Source organism: Halochromatium glycolicum (assembly GCF_016584085.1).
GTDB lineage: Bacteria > Pseudomonadota > Gammaproteobacteria > Chromatiales > Chromatiaceae > Lamprobacter > Lamprobacter glycolicus.
Map to the genome: position 1 here is coordinate 41,711 of NZ_NRSJ01000008.1, position 19,085 is coordinate 60,795.

The 19,085-nt window shown below is 63.5% G+C and carries 15 protein-coding genes; 7 read left to right on the forward strand and 8 right to left on the reverse strand.

All coding sequences use genetic code 11. The features are described 5' to 3' along the window. The first annotated feature begins 171 nt into the window (after positions 1–171). Positions 172–996, forward strand: a complete 825-nt coding sequence (locus CKO40_RS06545) for a lytic transglycosylase domain-containing protein (RefSeq protein ID WP_200345400.1) — start codon at positions 172–174, stop codon at positions 994–996. A 57-nt stretch (positions 997–1,053) separates the two neighbouring features. On the opposite strand, the gene ppsA is transcribed toward CKO40_RS06545, so the two are convergent. Together ppsA and CKO40_RS25275 are read right to left on the reverse strand one after the other, a co-directional pair. Then, positions 1,054–3,471 (reverse strand): phosphoenolpyruvate synthase, encoded by a 2,418-nt coding sequence (ppsA, locus tag CKO40_RS06550; RefSeq protein ID WP_200345468.1) that lies wholly within the window; start codon positions 3,469–3,471, stop codon positions 1,054–1,056. Positions 3,472–3,920: 449 nt separating this feature from the next. After that, positions 3,921–4,217, reverse strand: a complete 297-nt coding sequence (locus CKO40_RS25275) for a hypothetical protein (RefSeq protein WP_420827364.1) — start codon at positions 4,215–4,217, stop codon at positions 3,921–3,923. Here CKO40_RS25275 and CKO40_RS06555 point away from each other — a divergent pair. Then, on the forward strand, positions 4,165–6,888 hold the full coding sequence (locus tag CKO40_RS06555) for a sensor domain-containing protein (RefSeq protein ID WP_207173451.1): 2,724 nt from the start codon (positions 4,165–4,167) through the stop codon (positions 6,886–6,888). The genes CKO40_RS25275 and CKO40_RS06555 overlap by 53 nt on opposite strands. A 258-nt stretch (positions 6,889–7,146) precedes the next feature. Here CKO40_RS06555 and CKO40_RS06560 read toward each other — a convergent pair whose 3' ends face one another. Beyond that, positions 7,147–7,590 (reverse strand): YbhB/YbcL family Raf kinase inhibitor-like protein, encoded by a 444-nt coding sequence (locus tag CKO40_RS06560; protein ID WP_200345402.1) that lies wholly within the window; start codon positions 7,588–7,590, stop codon positions 7,147–7,149. Between the two features lie 133 nt (positions 7,591–7,723). After that, the gene (locus CKO40_RS23930) at positions 7,724–7,912 is read right to left on the reverse strand and encodes a hypothetical protein (RefSeq protein WP_207173453.1); all 189 of its coding nucleotides are present in this window, start codon (positions 7,910–7,912) and stop codon (positions 7,724–7,726) included. Between the two features lie 32 nt (positions 7,913–7,944). On the opposite strand from CKO40_RS23930, the gene CKO40_RS06565 reads away from it, so the two are divergent. Both CKO40_RS06565 and CKO40_RS06570 read left to right on the forward strand, forming a co-directional pair. Beyond that, the gene (locus CKO40_RS06565) at positions 7,945–9,405 is read left to right on the forward strand and encodes an ATPase domain-containing protein (protein ID WP_200345403.1); all 1,461 of its coding nucleotides are present in this window, start codon (positions 7,945–7,947) and stop codon (positions 9,403–9,405) included. A gap of 9 nt (positions 9,406–9,414) precedes the next feature. Next, positions 9,415–11,064 (forward strand): response regulator, encoded by a 1,650-nt coding sequence (locus CKO40_RS06570; protein ID WP_200345404.1) that lies wholly within the window; start codon positions 9,415–9,417, stop codon positions 11,062–11,064. 90 nt (positions 11,065–11,154) lie between these two features. On the opposite strand, the gene CKO40_RS06575 is transcribed toward CKO40_RS06570, so the two are convergent. After that, entirely contained in the window at positions 11,155–11,937 is a 783-nt protein-coding gene (locus CKO40_RS06575; protein ID WP_200345405.1) for a VIT1/CCC1 transporter family protein, read from the reverse strand. 138 nt (positions 11,938–12,075) lie between these two features. Beyond that, complete coding sequence (locus CKO40_RS06580; protein WP_200345406.1) at positions 12,076–15,192, reverse strand: cation-translocating P-type ATPase; 3,117 nt, start codon at positions 15,190–15,192, stop codon at positions 12,076–12,078. 737 nt (positions 15,193–15,929) lie between these two features. Between CKO40_RS06580 and CKO40_RS06585 the strand changes: the two genes are divergently transcribed. From CKO40_RS06585 to CKO40_RS06595, 3 genes are all read left to right on the forward strand, one after another. Further along, positions 15,930–16,130, forward strand: a complete 201-nt coding sequence (locus tag CKO40_RS06585) for a dodecin family protein (protein ID WP_200345407.1) — start codon at positions 15,930–15,932, stop codon at positions 16,128–16,130. 49 nt (positions 16,131–16,179) lie between these two features. Continuing rightward, complete coding sequence (locus CKO40_RS06590; RefSeq protein WP_200345408.1) at positions 16,180–16,620, forward strand: Hsp20/alpha crystallin family protein; 441 nt, start codon at positions 16,180–16,182, stop codon at positions 16,618–16,620. Positions 16,621–16,737: 117 nt separating this feature from the next. Continuing rightward, positions 16,738–17,136 carry an Hsp20/alpha crystallin family protein gene (locus tag CKO40_RS06595; RefSeq protein ID WP_200345409.1) on the forward strand — a complete coding sequence of 133 codons (399 nt, stop codon included), beginning with the start codon at positions 16,738–16,740 and terminating at the stop codon, positions 17,134–17,136. 219 nt (positions 17,137–17,355) lie between these two features. Here the strand turns inward: CKO40_RS06595 and CKO40_RS06600 are convergent, their stop codons facing one another. Both CKO40_RS06600 and CKO40_RS06605 read right to left on the reverse strand, forming a co-directional pair. After that, positions 17,356–18,552, reverse strand: coding sequence for a site-2 protease family protein (locus CKO40_RS06600; RefSeq protein WP_242476874.1), 1,197 nt, complete (start codon positions 18,550–18,552; stop codon positions 17,356–17,358). 279 nt (positions 18,553–18,831) lie between these two features. Further along, the gene (locus tag CKO40_RS06605; protein ID WP_200345411.1) at positions 18,832–18,993 is read right to left on the reverse strand and encodes a hypothetical protein; all 162 of its coding nucleotides are present in this window, start codon (positions 18,991–18,993) and stop codon (positions 18,832–18,834) included. Positions 18,994–19,085: the final 92 nt, after the last annotated feature.

The following is a 19,085-nucleotide window of genomic DNA, read 5'->3' on the forward strand; positions in this document are numbered from 1 at the left end:
AGTTCCCCCTAAAGTTGTCGAGCCTGTTGTTGTGCCCCGGAGTATAGGCCGAGACGCGACAAAAGCAACAGCTCTCGCGAAATCGTTGACGCGAGCCGTGCGTCCTCTAAACTACATCAAGGGAAATTGTTAAGCGGCTGTTTGAGGTCGGGAACTTTGATTGCTGTCAGAATGCGCCATTTACTGGTTGGCAATGGCCCGCAGGGCTGCCAGGGGATTGACGGTTGTGAGCGGCTTCACAAGTTTCGAAAGCTGTCCGGCGGCGGAATCATCCGGTTGATTCGGCTGCGCATTCTCTGCTCGGCGCTGGTCTTGTTGCCGTTCGGATCGGCAGCCGATGTCTTCAAGTATGTCGACGCGCAGGGCAACGTCTTCTTCTCCGATGAACCGCTCAGCAGCCCAACTCTCAGGCTCGAGTGGAAGCGCACAGCCGCGCGGCTCGCAGCGCAGAACCGGCAAGTCTCGCGGACGCTTCGAGAAGAGCGGGCCGAGGCGCAAGCCCGGCTGGAGGCGCGGTTGCAGGCCCTGGACGGGGACGGGGCGATTGTTGGCCGGCGGCCAACCGATGCAGTCTCCGGCTCGATGTGGGAACGGCGGCTTCGTTATGAGTCGCTGATTCAGCGCGCGGCAGACCGCCATGGCCTGATGCCAGAGCTGCTCCATGCGGTGATCCGGACTGAATCGGCCTACAAACCGAATGCGCTGTCGCATGCCGGGGCGTGCGGATTGATGCAGTTGATGCCGGGGACCGCGGCACGGTTCCGGGTGGACGATATTTGGGACCCGGCCGAGAACATCGAGGGTGGGGCGGCCTACCTGCGCTTCCTGCTCGATCTATTCGAGTACGATCTCCGGTTGGCCCTTGCCGGTTATAACGCCGGAGAGAATGCCGTGAAGCGCTACGGTAACCAGATCCCGCCCTATCCGGAGACGGAAGACTATGTTCGCAAGGTCCTGCAGTTTCTCTGGGCGGAACAGGAGCATCGCCCATCCTGAATACGCAGCTCGTCCGCCAGCATGAGGCATCCGCGCCCCGCTAGGCGCCCGTCCGACTTAACCTGCTTGCTCGATCTCGGCGACAGCCTGCTTGACCGAGAGGAAGCTGTCCGGATTGACCGAGATCGAATCGATCCCGGCGCGCACCAGGAAGGCGGCGAAATCCGGGTGATCGCTCGGCGCCTGTCCGCAGAGTCCGATCTTGCGCTCGCGCTCATGCGCGTCGCCGATCACCGAGCTGATCATCTGGCGCACGGCATCGTTGCGCTCGTCGAACAGATGCGCTAGTCGGTCCGAGTCTCGATCGAGGCCGAGTACGAGCTGGGTCAGGTCATTGCTGCCGATCGAGAAGCCATCGAAGCGCGCAGCGAAATCGCGCGCCAGGATCACGTTCGATGGGATCTCGCACATCACATAGACCTCGAGTCCGCGCTCGCCGCGCTTCAATCCCTCTTCGGCCATCACCTCGAGCACCCGGTCGGCCTCCAGCGGTGTGCGGCAGAACGGGATCATCACCCGGATGTTGTCGAAGCCGAGCTCTTCCCGCGCCTTGCGAATGGCCCTGCATTCCAGGGCGAAGCCCTCCCGGTAGGCGTCGCTGTAATAGCGACTGGCGCCCCGCCAGCCGAGCATCGGATTGGCCTCGACCGGCTCGAAGGCGCGACCGCCGATCAGGTCCGCATACTCGTTGGTCTTGAAGTCGCTCATGCGCACGATGACCGGCTGCGGATGGCTGCCCGCTGCGATCCGGGCGATGCCGCGCGCCAGATGATCGACGAAGTACGCCTGCGGGTCGTCCCAGCCAGCGGTCAGCGCGGCGATCTGCTTGATCGCGTCCTCATCCTCCACCGCCTCCGGGTGGATCAGCGCCAGCGGGTGGATCTTGATGTGCTGATTGACGATGAACTCCATCCGGGCCAGGCCGACGCCATCGCTCGGCAGCTGCCACCAGCGCAGCGCAGCCGCTGGGTTGGCCATGTTCAGCATGATCTTGGCGCGCGTCGTCGGGATCTCGTCGAGGCTGATCTCCTCGGCCTCGAACGGAATCCGCCCAGCGTAGACGCGCCCGGTCTCACCGCTGGCGCAGGACACCGTGACCTCGTCGCCGTCGGCGAGCCGTTCGGTGCCATGGCCGGTGCCGACGATCGCCGGCAAACCGAGCTCGCGGCTGACGATGGCGGCGTGCGAAGTGCGCCCGCCGTGGTCGGTGACGATGGCGGCGGCGCGGCGCATGATCGGCACCCAGTCCGGATCGGTCATCTCGGTCACCAGCACGCCGCCGTCCTCGAAGCGGCCGTTCTCGCCGGGGTCATCGAGCCGGAACACCTTGCCAGCGGCGATGGCGTCGCCGATCGCCGTGCCACTGACAAGCGGCTCGCCGGTCTCGTCGCGGCTGGCCTCGAGCCGATAGGTCTTGAGCAGACCCTCGGCGCGCTGCGAGTGCACGGTCTCGGGTCGCGCCTGGACGATGAACAGCTCGCCGGTCTCGCCATCCTTGGCCCATTCCATGTCCATCGGTTTTCCATAGTGCTGCTCGATAGTCACCGCCCAGCGTGCCAGCGACAGGACCTCGGCGTCGCTCAGGACCAGTGCCCGGCGCTCATCCTCGCTGGTCTCTACGAGCCGGGTCGGGTCGTCGGCCCCGCTGTCGGCCCCGATGTCAGTCTGGCTGTCGGCCTGGCTGTCGGCATAGACCATCTTCTGCGCCTTGCCACCCGGCTGGCGGGTGATGATCGGCCTCAGGGATTCATCCTCCAACAGCGGTTTGAAGACCAGGTATTCGTCTGGATCGACGAGGCCCTGGACCACCGTCTCGCCGAGCCCCCAGGCGCCGTTGATCAGCACCGCGCGCGGGAAGCCGGTGTCGGTGTCGATGCTGAACATCACCCCGGAGCTGCCACTGTCGGAGCGCACCATCTGCTGCACCCCGACCGAGAGCGCCACCTGCAGCTGATCGAAGCCGTTGTCCTGCCGATAGGAGATGGCGCGATCGGTGAACAGCGAGGCGAAGCAGCGACGGATGGCATTGAGCAGCGCATCGGCGCCGCGGATGTTGAGGAAGGTCTCCTGCTGTCCGGCGAAGCTGGCCTCGGGCAGATCCTCGGCGGTTGCGCTCGAGCGCACCGCGACATCGGGCGCATCGCGCCCGGACTGCTCCGTCAGCGCCTGGTAAGCGTGACGAACGGCATCGGCCAAGGCCGCCGGGATCTCGGCGTTGAGGAAGAGGGCGCGGATCTGCTCGCCGACCTCGCTGAGTGGGCGCTCACCCTGCTCAAAGGCTTGGGCCAGCTCGCGGATGCGCGGCTCGAGCGCGTTGTCAGCAAGGAACCGCCGATAGGATTGCGCGGTCGTCGCAAAGCCGCCCGGCACGCGCACCCCCTTCGCGCCAAGATGGCGAATCATCTCGCCGAGCGAGGCGTTCTTGCCGCCGACTTGAGCGACATCATCACTGCCAAGATCATTGAGCCAAGCGATCATCAGGTTTCTCCAGCCGAAGGTGGCGTGGCAGCAATCGTTCGCGTCCAACACTGCAACCCTTAAAGACCGCAACGAGGCTGCTCCAACGGTTTCACCGTTTTCAGTCAGGGGCGGACGCACGGGGTGGTTGACTTAACGGTTTGCCAATCGAAGGCAGCACTTGTGCCAACTGTTAAGGTGTGCCATGCCAAGGTGATGCGGGGTGATGCGACCACAGGCAGGCCTGGCAACAGACTGGTCACTGGTGCCGTCAGCGTCGGTCTCCTAAACCGGTGGCGAATCGCTTTGTGGAAATACACCGCGCGCGGGGGATATCGGCCTCAGCATGCGAGGGCCGAGCTGCTATGATGATCAAGACCTAAGGGGGCCGAGCCGGGGGATGGCGACGATACGGCCAAATGAGCGCTATAGCGGGACAGGAAGGTCTCACGGTCGGGCATGCCCGATTACAGGTTATCCAATGCGTAGAGCCAAGAATAATAGCGGTGCGGACCAAAGTCCGGTGGCGGCTTTGGCACGGCGCAGCCAATCTCGCCGAAATCGTTCGGCGTTGGGCGGAATCGCTTTTCGCCGTTCATCGGGAGCTGTCTGGCTCCTGCCGGAATGTTGGGCCAACAGAGCCGAGCCGGAGCCTCGTGAAAGTGCTGTGCGTTGCCCTGGCCTCGCTGCTCAGCATTGGGGTGTTGTTTGTTGGGCGAATCGATGACGCTTCTCACTGGTGTCATCTCCCATCTGCCCGCCATGGCTGTCCGGAAGCGACTCTCCGCTGCTGCACTGCTGACGCTTACATTGACCCTGCTAGTGGTTCTGGCATGGACTCCAGCCGTCGCTTGGCCTCTGCGGCTTGGGGCCTTGTTGCTCTTACTGCTCTTGCATACTGCGAGCCTGCATCATTGCGCCCACAGGTCACAACGAGAGCTGGATGAGCGCACTGAGCAGCTGCGCGAGAGCGAGTTGCGTTTACGCTCCCTGATTGCCGCAGCACCGGACATCATCTGTTTCAAAGACGGCGAGGGACGGTGGCTGGAGGCCAACCGCTCCGACCTCGAGCTCTTTTGTCTCCAGGGAGTTGACTATAGAGGCAAGACGGATGCTGAGCTCGCCGAGCTAACCGATCCCATCTACCGTGATGCCTTCTTGGCCTGCGAGGCCAGTGACGAGGCTGCCTGGCAGGCCGGTACGCTGGCTCGATGTGAGGAGCGGATACCCTTGGCCGGCGGTGGCGAGCGGGTCTACGACGTCCTCAAAGTACCGGTGTTTGCCGATGACGGTGAGCGCCGCGGTTTAGTGGTGCTGGGCCGCGATGTCACGGCGTTAAGGGCTGCTGAGCGGCAGCTGAGAAGAACCGAGGAACGTTGGGTGATGGCTCTGGATGGGGCTGGCCATGGCGTCTGGGACTGGGATGCGACCTGCGATAAAGTCTTTTATTCCCATCAGTGGAAAGCGATGCTGGGCTACGCCCCCGACGAGGTGGGTCATGCACTCGACGAGTGGTCATCGCGTATTCATCCAGATGACTTAGATGCCTGCAAAGCGGCGTTGCAAGCGCATTTGGACGGCAAAACCAAGCATTATCGTTTTACTCATCGGCTACGCTGCCGAGATGGTCGCTACAAGTGGGTGCTCGATCAAGGCATGGTCTTTGATCGGGACCCAGAAGGGCGTCCGTTGCGATTGGTTGGTACACATACAGACATTACCGCACAAAAAGCGGCTGAGCGTGACCTTGCTGCGAGTGAGGCCCGCTATCGTAACCTCGTCGAAGTGGCCCCCTACAGCATTCAGGAGATTGATACCGAAGCGAACATCCGCTATGCGAATCCGGCCTCTGCAGCCATTCTGAGCTATACCCAAGAGCAGCTCAGGACCATGAACGTGGCCGATTTGATGCCGCATGAGCATCGTGAGACGTTCTTGGCCTTCATCCAGGATCTGTGTGAGCAGCAGCCGCCGCCAGAGCCCCTCGACAATGAGAACATCACCGGCGACGGTCGGCGAATCCAGGTGCGGGTCAATTGGAACTACCTGCACGATGCGGCTGGGAAGGTGAGTGGATTTGTCTCCATCTCAGACGACGTTACCGACGTCCGGCGCGCTGAGGCCGAGATCCAGCGTTTGGCATTCCATGATCACCTGACCGGCCTGCCAAACCGGCTACTGTTGCAAGAGCAGCTCGCTGAGATGCTAGCCGCGCAGAGGCGTTCGGGGCAGATATTCGCCCTGCACATGCTCGACCTCGACCATTTCAAGGAGATCAACGATAGCCTTGGGCATCCAGTTGGAGATCAGTTGTTGGAATCAGTCGCTGCGCGTATCTGCGAGGCAGTGCCGAGCGATGATTTCGTCGCGCGCTTGGGGGGAGACGAGTTTGCACTGGTTCAACGCGAATTGACAGACACCGCCGATGCCTCCACGCTGGCATTGAAGCTCATTGAGACCATCGCCCGGCCGTACAAGCTCGATGAGAACCTGGTCTACACCAATGCCAGCATCGGCATTCTGGTCAACACCGATCCGAGTGCATCCGTCGATGTGCTGATGAGCCGGGCCGATGTGGCTCTTTACAAAGCCAAGGACGCCGGGCGCGCGGGGTATGCGCTCTTCGAAGAGTCCATGTCGCATGAGCTGCAGCAGGAGATGAGCCTGACCCGCCAGCTCCTTCAAGCGATCGAGATGGGAGAGTTGATGCTCGAGTATCAGCCCCAGTTCAGTCTAGCCGATGGGCGCCTCGTCGGCGCCGAGGCGTTGCTGCGCTGGCGTCATCCGCAACGCGGTGTGCTCTACCCAGGCGATTTTCTCGAGGTCGCCGAAAAGCGAGGACTGATGCGACCAGTCGGTAACTGGGTGCTGGACGAGGTTGCGCGTCAGGCGGCCGATTGGGCGTCTCGTGGCCTCGTGTTTGGACGGCTTGCGATCAACCTTTGTGCTGCTCAAGTCAATGATGAGGCCTTTGCCGAAGTCGTCCGCGGTATCTTGAACGACACGGGTGTCGACCCAGGATTGCTGGAGCTTGAATACACAGAAACGATGCTGATGAAGGCGAGCGACTCCAGTCGCGCCGCCTTGCACGAATTTTCGGACATCGGGATCAGCTTCGCCATCGATGACTTCGGCACTGGCTTCTCGTCGTTGATGTACCTCAAGCTATTCCACACCGACAAGCTTAAGATCGATCGTGAATTTGTGCGCGATCTGCTCACCGACCCAGGAGACGCCGAGATCGTCAAGGCCACGATCGCCCTGGGGTCGGCGCTTGGTCTGACCACGGTTGCTGAAGGGGTCGAGGCAGAGGAGCAGGCTGAGTTCCTGCGCCAACACGGCTGCGATCAGGTTCAAGGTTACCTCTATGCGAGACCGATGAGCGCGGAAGCCCTTGAGGGCCATCTTGATGCGCAAGGGGTCTTATTGGATTAGCCGCGAGACGCGTCTCCTCAGTCAGCCGGCAAGCGCGATGCCGGCTCGTCGGCGAATATGGGCGCTAGCCACGTCGACGTCGACTTCGTTGATACCAGCAGGTGCCCCTCGTTTGGACGACGTCCTGCAAGACGGCCTTCGCCACGGGCATCTGTCCTTCGCCAGCCAGTGGCGAATCGCGTTGTGGAAATACACCAAGAGTGGGGCATTTCGTTCTCAGATGACGCCTCAGCCTCAGCCTGACCCTCAGCCACTGCCTCAACGCTCGTAGAGGCCGATGATGCGGCTCTGGTCCATCACATGCGCGCCGTAGTCGCGCAGAAAGGTCTCGCGGTCCGGCATGCCAGAGACGGGGCTGTCTAGCGCGTAGAGCCAGAAATAATAATGATGCGGGCCATGACCTTCCGGTGGCATCGGGCCGTCCCAGCCGATGTCGCCGAAATCGTTGACGGCCGGGCGGAACTGCTTCTCACCATTCATCGGGATCTGCTCCGTGCCGGCGGGGATGCCGTACAGTAGCCAGTGGGTGAAGCCGTTGGGCATGGGTGCGTCCGGATCATGGCAGATCACCGCCAGCTCCTGCGCCTCTTCGGGCACGCCGGCGATGATCAGCTCTGGCTGGTCGTTGCTGCCGCTCTTGGTATAGCGATCGGGAATGCGCTCGCCGTTGGCGAAGGCCGGGGATGACAGCTGCATGGACATAAGAAAGGCTCCGTCTCGATGATTAGCGTTATCTTCTGCCAAAGGCCGCAAGCAAAGGCTGAGCCACACCTGCCTTGCTAGCGCAGTCTCAGAAGCTGTCTGGAAATGCTGCGTTGGCCGCCCTAGACGTCTCTCAAGCACGGAGCTTTGCCGCCGCGATTGGGACTTCAGGCAGCTTCTCAATGCAAGCTGGCCCAGGCGACAAGCCGGAATAGTGGTGTTTTTCTGGATTGATGATGAAATCAGAATCTCGTGCTCCCCAAGCCACGTTCACCTTCGCTGACACCGCAACATGATGATTGTCGATCAGCCAGCGAGGCACTGCTGGCTCGTGATTTGATAAGGAGCGTATGCATGTCGACGTCGACCGCGTTGATCCCTTCCGGTGTCCCTGGGCTGGATGATGTCCTGAAGGGCGGACTCCGGTCGGGCCATCTCTACTTCATCGAAGGCAGTCCGGGCACCGGCAAAACCACGTTCGGACTGCAGTTCTTGCTCGAGGGGGTGCGCCGCGGCGAACGTTGCCTGCTGATCACCCTCGCCGAGAGTCCGGCAGAGGTTGCCGTAATCGCCGATTCGCACGGTTGGTCCATTGATGGCCTGCAGATGCGCGACCTGGTCAGCTCAGAGGAGATGCACAGCACGGCGCTGTTCGATCTCACTGAGATCGCGCTCGATGAGCGTGTTCAGACAGCGCTCGCGGAGATGGATGACCTGAAACCTCAACGCCTCGTCCTCGACACCCTGGCCGCCTTGCGTGTCTACAGTGATCAGTCTTCGTTTTTCCGCCGCCATATCGAGCTCTTCCGCAGCAAGGCCGTCGAGCTCGGCACCACCCTGCTGGTCACCGACGAGGCGAGCGGACCCGTAGAGCTGCACCCGCGCAGTCTGGCCTGGGGCATCATCCGGATGGAGCAGCGGCTCAATGACTACGGACCCGGACGGCGCTGGCTCTGGCTGCCGAAGCTGCGCGGCCAGCCCTATGTCGGTGGCTTTCATGATATGCGTATCGAGACCGGTGGGCTGAGCGTCTTCCCGCGGCTTGAAGCGGATCGATCCTGCTCGCAATCGCCTAATGGGCTGATCTCGAGTGGCAGCGCTGAATTGGATGCGCTGCTCGGCGGAGGACTCGAGCGCGGCACCAGCGTCGGCGTCATCGGCCCGCCCGGCTGCGGCAAGTCGACCTTGGTCAGCAGCTTCGCCATGGCAGCCGCGGAGCGCGGCGAGCGGGTTGCACTCTATGCCTTCGATGAATCCTTGACCACCTTCCGCAAGCGTGCTCTCAGTCAGGGACTCGCGATCGACTCGGCGCTGGCCTCGGATCTGCTGAAGCTGCGCCAAATCAACCCTGGCCAGGTCGCGCCGGGCGAGCTCGCGTGTGAGCTCGTCGCCGAGGTCGACCATTACAAGACCCAGATCATCATCATCGACAGCCTCAACGGCTATCTGCAGGCGATGCCGAATGACCCGTCGATCAGCCTTCAGGTGCATGACCTGCTGAGCTACTTGAGCGCGCAGGGCGCGTTGACGCTGATCACACTGGCGCAGCCGAGCCCGTGGAACCGGCAAGAAGGCATCGCGGTCGATCTGAGCTATCTGACCGATACCGTCATTGCCCAGCGCTACTTCGAGGCCGCTGGGGCGATTCGCTATGCGCTCTCGGTGATGAAGAAGCGTTATGGTGATCATGAGCGTACCATCCGCGAGTACAAGATCGGCACCGGCGGGGTTATCGTCGGCGAGCCGCTGAGCGAATTCCGCGGTGTGCTCACGGGTCTGCCCGAGTATCTCGGCGAAGACAAGCCGCTGCTCTGAGTCATGCGCGTGGCTCATCGCACCCCCAACGGCACCGAGCGCATCCTGATCTTGGCGCCAAGCCCGAATGATGCGACGCTGTGCGAGCGTTTCCTCCGTCAGGCGCAGCTGAAGCCTCATATCTGTGCCGATACCGCAGCCCTTTGCTCAGCGCTGTCGGAGTCGGAGTCCGCCGCCGCCCTGGTGGTCGCAGACGAGGCGTTGCGCGGTGATGCCGGTGTCTGCATCCGGGAGCAGTTCGCGCAGCAGGAAGAGTGGTCGTCGCTGCCGCTGATCGTGCTCACCCGGCGGCTCGCCAAGGCCAGTCTCGAGGCCTTGGACGACTACGACATCTACGGTCATGTGCGGCTGATCGAGCGGCCCGTGAACAGCACCGTCTTCGTCAATGCGGTGACGATGGCGCTGCGTGAGCGTCGTCAGCAATATCGGATGCGGAATCTGCTCAAGGAGCGTGCCGAGCATGTGGCCCAGCGTGACGAGTTCTTGGCCACCCTAGGCCATGAGCTGCGCAATCCGCTCGCGGCGATCATGACCTGTGGTGAAGTCTTGGACTCGCTGCAGCTCGAGGCGCCAGCCGTCGCGCGTTGCCTGAGCGTCATCTCGACGCAGTCGGCGCAGATCAAGCGCCTGCTCGACGATCTCTCCGATATCTCGCGCATCGCCCGTCGCAAGCTCAGCCTGCAGTGCGAGCCGCTGGATTTGAGCACCACGCTGCAAGACGTCGTGGTCCAGGTCCAATCGACGCTCGATACCAGCAACCAAGGTCTCGCGCTCGACATCAGCGATGAGCCCATGCCGCTGCTGGCCGATGCCACCCGGCTGCGCCAGATCTTCGCCAACCTGCTGGTCAACGCCAGCCGTTATTCGCCGGCGGAGAGCGAGATTCGGCTCAGCGCCAGTTCGCACGATGGCTTGGCTGAGGTTTGCATCCGTGATCAGGGCGTCGGCATGAGCGCCGAGACCCAAGCGCGCATCTTCGAGCCCTTCTTTCAGGCCCCGCAGCGCGACGGCGAGCCGCAGACCTCACGCTCCGGTTTGGGGGTGGGGCTGACGCTGGCACGCTCGCTGGTCGAGATGCACGCCGGCTCGATCCACGCTGAGAGTGACGGACCCGGCCAAGGCAGCCAATTCCGGGTGCTGCTGCCGCTGCAGACAGCGCCGTCGACCGAGGCCGGGGCTGATCGCTCCCTGCAAACGCAGCAAGGGCCAGGACAGCGAGGGGCAGGGCAGCAAGAACCGACACAGCAAGGGGCAGGGCAAGAACCGACACAGCAAGCGCCGGTGCACAGGGCTCCGGACCCGTCGCAACGCATCCTGTTGATCGAGGACAATCAGGACTTCGGTCACGGCCTGAAGCGGCTGCTGGAGCAACGCGGGCATGATGTGGTGCTAACCCACGACGGCCCCGGAGGCCTCAGCGCGGCCGAGTCCCATCGGCCCGACGTCGTCGTACTCGACATCGGCCTGCCGGGTCTCGACGGCTACGAGGTGGCGACGCGACTGCGCAGGCTCAGGGGCTTCGCCGGCTTGCGGGTGATTGCGGTCACCGGCTTTGGCCGCGAGATGGACCGGCGCCGCTCGCACCGCGCCGGCATCGATCGTCACCTAGTCAAGCCGGTGGCGATGCCGGAGCTGGAGGCGGCCATTGCCGGGCGCTAGGGCGCTAATGCGCCAATGCGGTATGCGCTAATCTTCGGGCTGCCGATCATTCGCCGACCGCGACCTCTTGCCTGGCGATCTCGCTGTTTATCAGGCGACCGCACCCGCTCCCAGCCAGGTCCGCAGTAGGGTCCCCGCTCCGTAGGCAAGCACCGCGGCACCGCCGCCGGTGAGCAGGGTCTCGAGACCGGAACGGAACCGCGACTGATCCAGCGCCCAGCCTTTGGTGATGCCGACGCCCAGGAACGCCAGTGAGGTTGCGGCGATACTGGCGATGAAGGCCTGGTCGATGCTGAGGGCCGGTATCGCGAACGGGATCAGCGGGATCGCTCCGACCAGCACGAAAGCGGCAAAGGTCGCGGCACCCGACTGCAACGGCTGACCGGTGTCGCCCGGCTGCAGACCGAATTCCTCCTGGGTGACGGTCTTGGCCCAAAGCTCGGGATCGGCGGCGATGGTCTCGACGATGCGATCCAGTGTCTCGCCCTCGAAGCCTTTCGCGGCGAACAGCTCGCGCAGCTCCAAGCATTGATGCTCGGGAATCTCCTCGATATGCCGCAGCTCCTCACGCTGGGCCTGATCGGCGGCCTGGGCATCGCTCTTGGTGCTGAGATAGTTGCTGACCGCCATGCTGAAGCCATCGGCGAGCAGGCTGGCGACGCCGAGGATGATGACCACCAGGCTCGAGAAGCCACCGCCGACGGCGCCAGCGACGACCGCGAAGCTGGTGATGCCGCCGTCGATCGCGCCCAGCACCGCATCGCCGAGGTGCCCGCCACCGCCCTCAGATGCGAGTCGCGCGCGAACCTCGTCGGCATGGTGTGCGCGGGCCAGGTGCCAGCGTGAGCGTTGTCGAGGCTGTTTTGCGGGCATAGTGCGATGTGCTCCTTGTTGGCAGAGGTTGCAGACCTGTTGCAGAGGGCTAGCTCAAGAAGGGCTTGGCTGCCCTGTGGATGCTCCAGCTATTCTTGCACCGTTCCTGATTGCGACTGGTGCACTGGTGCACTAGTGCTATGAATCGACCTGTGACGGGCGCCGACGCCGGGTCAGGTGATGCGCCACCAGCTTGCCGAGCTGCACCAGGATCAGCGGCAGCAGCGAGAACCCGAGGATCAGCAGCCATTCGCCAAGGGTTGGGATCTCGATCGAGAGGATCGCCGCAAGGGGCGCGATGTAGGTCGCGACGATCAGCAGCGGGACGCCGACCGCGATCGCGATCCAGACATAGGGATTGCGCGTGACCTCGTTGAGCAGCATCGGCGACTCGGTGTCACGCATGTTCAGCACATGCCAAAGCCGGGCGAAGCCGAAGGTCAGGAAGCTGATGGTCACCGCATGGGCGGTGTCGAGCTGCATCGGCCCGAGCGCGATGGCGAAGGCGATCAGGACCGGTGCCGCGATCAGCGCCCCATAGCCGCCGACAGCGGCCCAATGCCGGCGCATCAGGATGGGCTCATCGGGTGCGCGTGGCGGCTGCTGCATCACACCGCGCTCGCCTGGGCTCAGGGCGAGCGCGAGCGCGGGCATCACATCGGAGACGAAATTGATGTAGAGGATCTGCAGTGGCAGCAAGGGCAGAGGCGCGGCCACCAGCGCCGCTGCCGCCACCGCCACGATCTCGGCCAGATTGCCGGAGAGCAGATAGACGATGAAGCGGCGGATATTGCTGAAGATGGTCCGCCCGTGCTCGATGGCCGCGACCAGGGTCGCGAAGGCATCGTCCTTGAGCACCATGTCCGAGGCCGCGCGCGCCACCTCGGTGCCGCGCTGACCCATGGCGATGCCGATGTCGGCCTTCTTCAGGGCCGGCGCGTCGTTGACCCCGTCGCCGGTCATGCCGACGATCCAGCCGGCGTCCTGATAGAGCCCGATCAGCTGCAGCTTTTCCTCGGGGCTGATGCGCGCGAACACCGAGCGCTCGAGCAGCTCGCGACGCTCGTCGTCATCGAGCTGCTCGAGATCGTCGAGCCGCGCGCCTTCGATCGCCGGCTCGTCGCTGCCAGCGATGCCGATCTCGGCGGCGATGGCCTGCGCCGTGGCGGCATGATCGCCGGTGCCCATCACGATGCGAATGCCGGCCTGTTGGCAGGCCGCGATCACGTCCTGGATGCCGCGGCGGGGAGGGTCGTAGAGGCCGGCCAGGCCGATCAGGGTGAGGCGTTGATAGGGGTCTTCATCCTCGCGCTCGGCTTGGCGTTGTGCCAGTGCGAGCACCCGCAGCCCGTCAGCGGCAAGTGCCTCGCTGCGCTGCTGCCAGTGTTCGCGCGCCTCATCATCGAGCGAGGTCTCGCCGTTTGCGGTGAGAACCTGGTCGCAGACGTCGAGCACCGACTCCGGTGCGCCTTTGACGGCGATGCGGAAGCCGTCATCGCTTTGATGCACAGTCGCCATCATCTTCAGGTCGGGATCGAAGCTGATCTCGCGCTGCTCGGGCCAACGCTCGAGCAGTTCAGGGCGGTGTAGGCCGGCGAGTGTCGCGGCCTCGAGCAGGGAAACCTCGGTGGGGTCGCCGGTGGCGTTGGAGATGGCATCGGCTTTGGCGCTGCCGCCAGTTTCAGCTTTCGCATTCTCGCCAGCAGAAGCATTGGCGTTGGTCTTGCCATCGCCACCAGCCTCGGCTTTCGCAGTCCCGCCAGCGGGGACATCGGCGTTGTCGCCAGCGCCAGCGCGCGCATCGGAATCACCGGGTATTGCTTGGCTCCCGAGCTCGGCGTTGTTGCAAAGGGCGCCGGTCTCGAGGGCAGCGCGAGCAGCCAGCTCATTGGCCAGATCCAGGGCTTCTCCGTCGATCGTGATCCGGGTGCCGGCCCTGACTTCGCCGTCGCCACTGCCTCCACGATGGCGCTCATCTCGACGGCCGTCTTCGTCATGACGGCTGTGTTCGTCTTGGCTACGGCCTTCGGTCGCTTCCGTCGTCGTCTGGCCCGGGCGCTCGAAGCGCAGGGTGCCTTGCTCGAGGGCGAGCTGTGCCAGCACCATCCGGTTCTCGGTGAGGGTGCCGGTCTTGTCGGTGAAGATCAGGCTCGCGGCACCGAGCGTCTCCACCGCCGAGAGCCGTTTCACCACCGCGTTGCGCCGGGCCATCTGACGCATGCCCTGGGCCAAGGCCAGGGTCGCGACCACGGGCAGTCCCTCGGGGACCGCGGCGATGGCCAGTGCGATGGCCGTCTCCAACATCACGAGCAGATCCTTGCCGGCGATCAGACCGGCGCCGGCGACCACCACCGCGATCGCCAGCGTCAGCCAGACCAGGCGACGGCCGAGGCGATCAAGCCGCTTTTCCAACGGCGTCGTGGACTGCTCGGCCTGTGCCACCAGATCCGAGATGTGGCCCAGCTCGGTCTCCATGCCGGTGGCGACGACGACGCCGCTGCCCGAGCCCTGGGTCACGGCGGTACCCTTGTAGGCCATGTTGTAGCGTTCGCCTAGCGGCGGCGCTTTGCCCGTCGCTTCTTCCGTGGAGCCTAGCTTCCTGTCTTCTATTGCCTCTTCCCTGATATCTTCTTCCTCATTGCCTTCCCCTTTGCCTTTCCCGGCGCCCCTCTTGACGTTGTCCTTCTCCTCTGGCCTGACTTCCGATGCGGACTCGATCGCCTCGATCCGTTTGTTGACTGGCATCGACTCGCCGGTCAGCGCGGCCTCATCGCATTGCAGCCGATTCGCCTCGAGCAGGCGCAGGTCGGCCGGCACCAGGTCGCCAGCATCGAGCAGTACGATGTCGCCCGGTACCAGCTCATAGGCCGGGATCTCGCGGCTGTGGCCCTCACGCAGCACCCGCGTCTGGGTCTTGCCCATGCGCTGCAGGGCCTCCATCGCACGCGTCGCCCGCAGCTCCATCGCGAAGCCGATGAGGGTGTTGACCAGAATCGCGGCACCAATGGCGATCGCCTCGATGACCTGCCCGAACAGCAGCGCTGCACCAGAGGCCGCCAGCAACAGCAGCACGACGATGCTGGTGAGCTGATCGATCAGGATGCGCCAGGCCGGACGCGAGCGCGTCTGGCGCAGCGCATTGGGGCCATCCTGCTCGCGCCGCTCGCGCACTGCGGCCTCAGCGAGGCCGTTGTCGGCATCGCTGTCGAACTGCTCGAGCGCGGTCTCCGGCGGGTGCTGGTAGAAATTGGCCATCTGCGCGGAAGGGCTATCTCGGGTCTCGCTCGGGGCTTAGGCGATTTCTGTCAAAGCTCATACCGCCTTGCTGGTCTTTTCGCTCGCCTTCTTCGTCGCGCCGCCGGTCACATAGCCCGGCGATGCTCCCGGCGACGCTCCTCGAAGGCAAACGACAATCCTGCGCAATTCGATACGAGCTTTTCCGGCAATCGCCTTAGGTCGAGGGTGCTGTGCATCCCAGTTTCCATTAGCTCTCTGCTGGATCGTGATTGATGCTTTGGGCCGGGGCCAGATACGGCTGCCCCTCGGTGGTCTAACTCGACAGGGGCAGCAATTTATATGCCATTCTGAGGGCTTTCTCTTGGGTTCTTGAATCAATGGTGGGTGAGCTGTCGTCGTCTTGTGCGACGAGTTTCGACAGCTTGAGCGACCGACGTGGCCTGAGCCGCGTCTGACAGCGGCCGGGCCTGCGATGGCTGGTTGCTATGAGCCATGGGGCTGTCAAAACAACCGCCTTTGCCCCGTGTGCTCCGCTCGACAGCCGCTATCGCCACTCAGCCCGCGGCTACCTCATGACGGATTCCGCGAGTCCAAATTGGTCGGCTCGGGGTCGAGCGCGTCCCGATCAACGGATTGCGCGCGGTAGATGGACGCTGGCACGCGCCATGCTGAGAGCGAGGGTGCCGCGGTCACCGTCACCGTCACGGTCACCCCGGCACATCCTGCAACTGACACAACCGGATGAGGAGCCATTCATGTCTGTCGCCAAGATCATCGAGGTCACCGCCGAATCGACCGAAAGTTTCGAGAGCGCGATTCGCACTGGCATCGAAGAGGCGAGCAAGAGCCTCAAGAACATCGAAGGGGCCTGGGTCAAGGAGCAAAAGGTCGTCGTCAACGACGGCAAGATCACCGGCTTTCGCGTCGATATGAAATTGACCTTCGTCATGGAATGAGCAGCTCTTCGCCGCTTCAGCGCCAACACTGAAAAACGGAGGAAAACCGATGTTCAGCTATCCCACGAGTGTCGACAGTCTCTTCAACGAGCTTGCCCGCCTGAGCCGCGACTTGGGCGGTCCCTATGGCGCCTCGGGCATGCCCGCGAGTATCCGCGCCGCCGCACGCGGCACCTTTCCGGCCATCAATATCGGCGCTTCGGACGATGAGGTCGAGGTCTACGCCTTCGCCCCGGGGATCGATACGTCAAGTCTCGATCTCTCGGTGCAGCGCAATGTCCTTACCGTTGCCGGCGAGCGCAAGCTCGAGCGTCAGCCTGATGCCGAGTATTACCTCAACGAGCGCATGAGCGGGTCATTCCGCCGGGTCATGTCGCTCCCTGACGACGTCGATCCAGACAAGGTCGAGGCCAACTATCGCGATGGCGTGCTGCACATCCGGATGCAGCGATCGGAGCAGGGTAAGCCGCGGCAGATCCGCCTGCAGTGAGTCTTCCCGACTGGCTGAGTCTCTCGACATGCTGAGCCTCCCGACATACCTGGCCCTGTTCCAATCACCCAGGTGCAACGCAAACAGCATCCAACGCAAACAGCGGAGCCAATGACCATGAATGAGAAGACCGACATGACCACCGCCGAGCGCAGTCGCACACTGCCCAGACAGGGCGACGGTGAGATCGAGCTGTTACCGGCAGTCGACATCTATGAGAACGATGCAGGCATCACCCTCGAGGCGGACCTGCCGGGCGTTTCCAGGGATCGGCTCGATATCCAAATCGACCACAACAACCTGACGATCGAAGGCGAGGTCGCGGTCGAGGTGTCCGAGAACGTCAAGCCCCTGTACGCCGATGTCCGCGGAACCCGATACCGCCGCAGCTTTAGCCTCAGTCCGGAGCTCGATACCGAGAATGTCGACGCCAATCTGGGCAACGGCGTGCTCAGTCTGAAGATCCCCAAGCGCGCCGAGCTACAGCCGCGCAGGATCGAGGTCAAGGCGCATTAGCGCCGAGCAGGGAGCAGGAATAGGGGATCGGGAGCACCTGGCCTATGGCCGACTGAGCCGTTGCCAGGCGCTCTCTTGGTGACCGTCCGGGAATGACTCCCCGATTTCGGAGAGAGCGGTCGCGGCAGCGCTGGGAAGCAAATGATGGACAACTCCTTGGCATGCACCGGCCGATTCGCTCGGCCGGTTGATGGCAGCTTGATCAAGGCGTGGCCGATTTCAACTGCGCGCCGATAGCTTGGCCTCATGGGCTGACCCCTGCTGCAGTGACAACCAGGTGAGCAGGTTCTCGCGGCTGATCAGGCCGACGAGGCGGCCATCCTTCAACACCGGCATCTGATTGATACCGCGCTCCCCGAGCCGCTTCATCACCGCGCTGGCCGACTCCGAAGGCGCGGCGACCTGCAGCTCGTCGACCGGGGTCATGATGGCCGAGACCGGCGTTTCGCTGCGTTTTGACGGCTCGAGCTTGCGGATGTCGGCCAAGCAGACCAGACCCTGCAGACGGTCGTTGCCCTTGACGACAGGGAAGGCGCGCTGACCGTGACCGAGCAAATGGTCGTCGATTATTGCCTGGACGCTGGTCTCGGGGGCGACGGTGGCCGGATCTCGTTGCATCACCCGGCTGACCGAAATCCTGCCCAGCCCCTGCTCGGTCGCGAGCCGGCGATAGCTCATTGCCGCGGCATTGCTCAGGAACCAGCCGATCAACGCGAGCCACAGCCCACCGAGGGGGCCGGAGCCGAATACCGGCACGGTGAGCCCAAAGACCATCGCGAAGCCGCTCGCGATCAGCAGCAAGCCGAAGGCCTGGCCCGCGGCTGCGGCCCAGCGGGTGGCGCGCAGCAGATCGCCGCTCAGTCCCCAGAGCACCGCCCGCAGGACACGCCCGCCGTCGAGGGGAAAACCCGGCACCAGATTGAACAGGCCGAGCACGATGTTGATGGGCCCGAGCCAGAAAAAGACGGTCGCCACCGGACCCAGACTGGACAGCAGATCCATTGGCTTCTCCGGGTCCGCTTCGATCGGTCCGGCCAGGGCGCCGGCGAGGTAGAGGAAGCCGAAGCCGAGCGCGAGACTCGTGATCGGGCCAGCGATGGCCATGCCAAGCTCGTCTTTCCAGCTGCGAGGCTCGCCTTCCATGTGCGCCATACCGCCGAACACGAACAGCGTAATGCGCGGCACCGAGATACTAAGCCGGCGGCCGACCACCGCATGCGAGAGCTCGTGCAGCAGGACCGATGCCAGGAACAGAAGCGCCGCGGTGACCGCCGTGATCAGAATAATCGGCTGGCTCCACTCCGGGTGCCAAGTGGGCAATACGCCGGCGGCGAGGGTGAAGCTGATCAGGATGAAGATGATCAGCAGACTCCAGTCGAGTGTGACCTCGATACCGGCAATGCGACCAATACGCAAGCCTTGCGAGCCTGCTCCTCGCGATCTTGCAAGGCTGGATTGAGCCGAGTTAGGGCTATTAGTCGACTGGTGGTTCATTCGATCTCTCCCATTGCTGTCGAGCTTGATAAAGCAAGATTTAAGCCAGGCGCAAGCACAAGATCGACGGGAGCCAGAATCGATGCTGGACAACTCCGATCAGTCCGCATCCTCATCGCGGGGCAGTTACGCCTGTTTGGCGTATTCTTGAGTCTTGGAGCGCCTTACCTCGGCTTGTCGCGATGTGCACTTTGCTGGTGTTCAGGCGCCGTGGGGGTCGACGCCGAGGCCGCGGACCCGCTCCTGAGCCGCATTGGCGATGCGCTCGGCATCGTCCTCTCCGTGACCTTCCCGCGCGAGCGTCTTGGCATCGATCGGGGCGCCGATGCGCAGCTCGACCAGGCCTAGGCGGGGCCTAAGCAAGCCGGGCGGCAGCGCCTCGGCGGCTCAACAATCGCATCCAAGGGCGGTTGAACAAGATGGCGGTCGCGCCACCCCAACAGGTCGTGCCGCGA

What these genes read in the sequence shown, in the direction of transcription:
- CKO40_RS06545 (WP_200345400.1), top strand. Translation starts at nt 172, where the DNA reads ATGCGCCATTTACTGGTTGGCAATGGCCCGCAGGGCTGCCAGGGGATT.
- CKO40_RS06580 (WP_200345406.1), bottom strand. Translation starts at nt 15,192, where the DNA reads ATGGCCAATTTCTACCAGCACCCGCCGGAGACCGCGCTCGAGCAGTTC.
- CKO40_RS06565 (WP_200345403.1), top strand. Translation starts at nt 7,945, where the DNA reads ATGTCGACGTCGACCGCGTTGATCCCTTCCGGTGTCCCTGGGCTGGAT.
- CKO40_RS06560 (WP_200345402.1), bottom strand. Translation starts at nt 7,590, where the DNA reads ATGTCCATGCAGCTGTCATCCCCGGCCTTCGCCAACGGCGAGCGCATT.
- CKO40_RS06575 (WP_200345405.1), bottom strand. Translation starts at nt 11,937, where the DNA reads ATGCCCGCAAAACAGCCTCGACAACGCTCACGCTGGCACCTGGCCCGC.
- CKO40_RS06585 (WP_200345407.1), top strand. Translation starts at nt 15,930, where the DNA reads ATGTCTGTCGCCAAGATCATCGAGGTCACCGCCGAATCGACCGAAAGT.
- CKO40_RS06590 (WP_200345408.1), top strand. Translation starts at nt 16,180, where the DNA reads ATGTTCAGCTATCCCACGAGTGTCGACAGTCTCTTCAACGAGCTTGCC.
- CKO40_RS06595 (WP_200345409.1), top strand. Translation starts at nt 16,738, where the DNA reads ATGAATGAGAAGACCGACATGACCACCGCCGAGCGCAGTCGCACACTG.
- CKO40_RS25275 (WP_420827364.1), bottom strand. Translation starts at nt 4,217, where the DNA reads ATGGCGGGCAGATGGGAGATGACACCAGTGAGAAGCGTCATCGATTCG.